This window comes from Micromonospora sp. LHW51205, assembly GCF_003315815.1.
In the GTDB taxonomy this organism is placed as follows: domain Bacteria; phylum Actinomycetota; class Actinomycetes; order Mycobacteriales; family Micromonosporaceae; genus Micromonospora; species Micromonospora chalcea.
Genome location: NZ_QMEZ01000021.1, coordinates 1 through 2,901 on the forward strand (window position 1 = coordinate 1; position 2,901 = coordinate 2,901).

Annotated in this window: 3 protein-coding genes; all 3 read right to left on the minus strand. The window is 62.4% G+C overall.

The window, feature by feature from the left end; translation table 11 throughout:
- Positions 1 to 27 precede the first annotated feature (27 nt).
- Complete coding sequence (locus DQE82_RS30435) at positions 28 to 699, minus strand: hypothetical protein (protein WP_233514831.1); 672 nt, start codon at positions 697 to 699, stop codon at positions 28 to 30.
- 317 nt (positions 700 to 1,016) lie between these two features.
- A complete protein-coding gene (locus DQE82_RS30745; RefSeq protein ID WP_158560023.1) occupies positions 1,017 to 1,349 on the minus strand; it encodes a DUF2335 domain-containing protein in 333 nt (110 codons plus the stop codon).
- A 179-nt stretch (positions 1,350 to 1,528) separates the two neighbouring features.
- Positions 1,529 to 2,023, minus strand: a complete 495-nt coding sequence (locus tag DQE82_RS30605) for a hypothetical protein (protein ID WP_147265183.1) — start codon at positions 2,021 to 2,023, stop codon at positions 1,529 to 1,531.
- Positions 2,024 to 2,901 lie beyond the last annotated feature (878 nt).

Genomic DNA, 2,901 nt, shown 5'->3' on the forward strand with positions numbered 1-2,901 from the left:
GCGTTCGTCCTCGCCACAGCACCACCATCAGCGCACACCCTGCACTGGTCGATCTGGCGACGAACATCCCAAGCCCGAGCCCGTCGATCCCACTACCAGCGCAGACGAGCGAAGTGACGTTGGAGTACTAGTCGACTGTTCCATCTGACGCACGATCCCGGGAAGAACCTCAGCAGCGTGGGCAAGGGCTCTGGCGCTTCTATCGAAGCTGTCCGTAGCGAACACCTCGGCCGAGTAGGCCAGAGCTCTCGCCGTCCGGGAGTCGATGCCGCTCTCAGAGGACGCCATCCTGCGGATGATCTGCTTCAGCTCTGCCACTGTCTCAGCTGTGACCGTCCCCGTCTCCTCCAACTGCTTGGTGATCATCTCCAGCCGCTCCAGCGGGGGTGCCGCAAGCTCGGTCAGCGCCTTCATCAAGGTCTCCACATCGGCGACCTTCAGCCGGTTAAGCACGGAGGTATCTGCACCCTCGTGCTCGACCTTCCACCGCTTTAGCAACTCCGGTGGGTACAGCCGCGCATCCCCATCAACCTCTTCATGGTGACCAAGGCAGAGCAGGATGAGGTTGGAGAAGGAGTCGCGTTCCTCGGCTGGCAAGTCCTCCCGGTACCGAGCGGCGCCTGGCCTCACTCCGTAGATGTGAGCGGCCTGCGCGTTCTTCTGGTAGACACCGGGCCGAACTTCTAGCACGACCGGCATAGGACAACCGGGGGCGTAGCACTTACCGTTGCTGACCGCCCAAAGGGCAGCCACTGTCGCTGGAGGAAGACTTTTACGGATGCCAGCGCCGTCGGCGCGAGGCTTGGGAGCAGTCGACATCCTCACAGAGTGGCAGGCAGGTATGACAGAAGGTGGTTACGACGCTCGGCTGGATACCACCGTTCTAGCAAGAAAACCGTTCACGTGCCAGAAGGCTCCTGGCCGCCGCCTCCCAACTGCTCCGACCCGGTTAAGTACCGGCAGGGTTGATCGCCACCAAGTCGGCGCACATGCAGCCTGAGCTATCGCTTATCGCATCAAGCGTCCTTGGATTTATCCCCAGCACGAGAACCCTTACTGAGGGCAAAGAGGGAACCGATAACCGTCACGAGGGATGCCCCACCAAATAGTCCAGCACCAACCGCATGACCCTTGGTGATCAGAAAAACGGATGCCGCAGTGGAGGCGAAGAGGAAGAGGAACACCAGAATAATGACAAGCCGCCTGTCGAAGCCCTGACTTCGCACAGCCGCCACTTCAGCATCAATCAGCCGGCGGTCACAGTCGTGGCGATGCGATTGCTCTCGCTCAGTCAGCTGGAAAGCACGCTCTGCGCCGTTCTCCACAACGGAATCGAACTGCTTCAGCATTGACGGGTGAGGAAACGAACCGCTGTACGTTTCCGACAGGACCAAGCGCTTAGCTAGAGCCTGAACGTCGCTCGAACTCGGGTCACCGCCCCCGTCAAGTTTGGCTACCTCCCGTGCGAGACGCTCCAGCGAACCGGCGCTTCCACTGCCGGGAGTAACCGCGACATCGTCAGGGCTTGTCATTCCTTATCTCCACGATCGGCCGCCGAGCCCCTGAAAAGATCTTCATCAAACAGAGGCAGCTGCCGTGGCCGGCGAGCTATTTTCTGCAAAAGTTCCACGATGACAATGCGCACTCGGTCACTAATGTGGGCTACGTCACCCTGTTCGATGAGTTGATTCGCCACCATCACCACAAATTCAGGGTTCTCATCAGCGGCAAGCTTGAGTAGAGCAATGAAGGCGTCATCGCGAATCTCTCCCACGTCATCGAAGAGCGCGAGTTGATCATCCAGCAAGCCGCCGCCGTGCACAATGCGGTTGCGCATCCTCCTTAGCTCAAGAATGTGGTCGTAGCCCCAACCTGCTTGGCGCCTTATCAGCCTGTTCAGATAGTGTTCAAATCGCTGCCGCTCCGCCGCAGGAAGACGAGAACCACGCAGAGATCGCAGGAGGGGCTTCGTGGACTCGTCAGGGATGAGGGACTGTGACCGGTGCTCGTCAGGAGCCTCCACCGCCACAACCTCCTCCCTCCTACGCAGCATGTTCGACAAGGCTAGCGCCTCTTAGCCTTCCCGACGGTAGCGGCATGGGCAATCCCTACCCGCGCCATACCCGCAGGTTTCCTGCTGCCATCCCGTCTGCCGCCGACCCACACACCGTGGAGCGGGCCAGGGCCAGGGCGACAAGGTGGAGCGCCCTACCGGACGTACGACCTTGTCGCCCTGGCCCTGGTCTGCTCGGCTTGCCTGGGTCGGTGGCTGGCGGGATGGCATCCCACCTCAACCACCCACCTACCGGAACCGTTCGGCAACTCCATCTCGGAGTCGTCTGGCCCCCGCCGGAGGCACAGCTCTAACCCGCCCTCTCCCTCACCCCACCACCCCCACACCCACCTCCACCCCTTCCCCACCCTGGGCCTGAGCGACTGTGCAGGACCGTTCGGCAACTTCGTCCGCCGCGGTTGGCCTGCCGGATCTCGTGCTGCTTCGGATCGTCGGCATCGGGTGGAAGCGTGTGCGCCTGGCCCTGGTCGTCCTTCGGGACTCGTCACCGGGTCACCTCACTGACCCAGGGGTGACGCGCGGGGCGGGCGTGGGGTTCGGGCCGGCTGACTTTTCCGCCCCGGCGCCTTTGCGCCGGGGCGGCGGCTCCGCAGGAGCCGTTTGCCGCGCCCCAGCCCGCGCCGCGCGGAGCGCGCTTGATCCAGTACAGGCTAATTCGGCAACAGATCACCGGCTGCACTCCGAGTCGACTCGGCCAGCACTGTCGGCTCCGCCTGAAAACTGACCCCGTGGTTCCGGCTGAATTTTGACCCCTTCCGGAAGCATCGGGAGGTGCTGAGCGTGGAGGACTGGGCGGAGATCCGTCGGTTGCACCGGGCAGAGCGGAT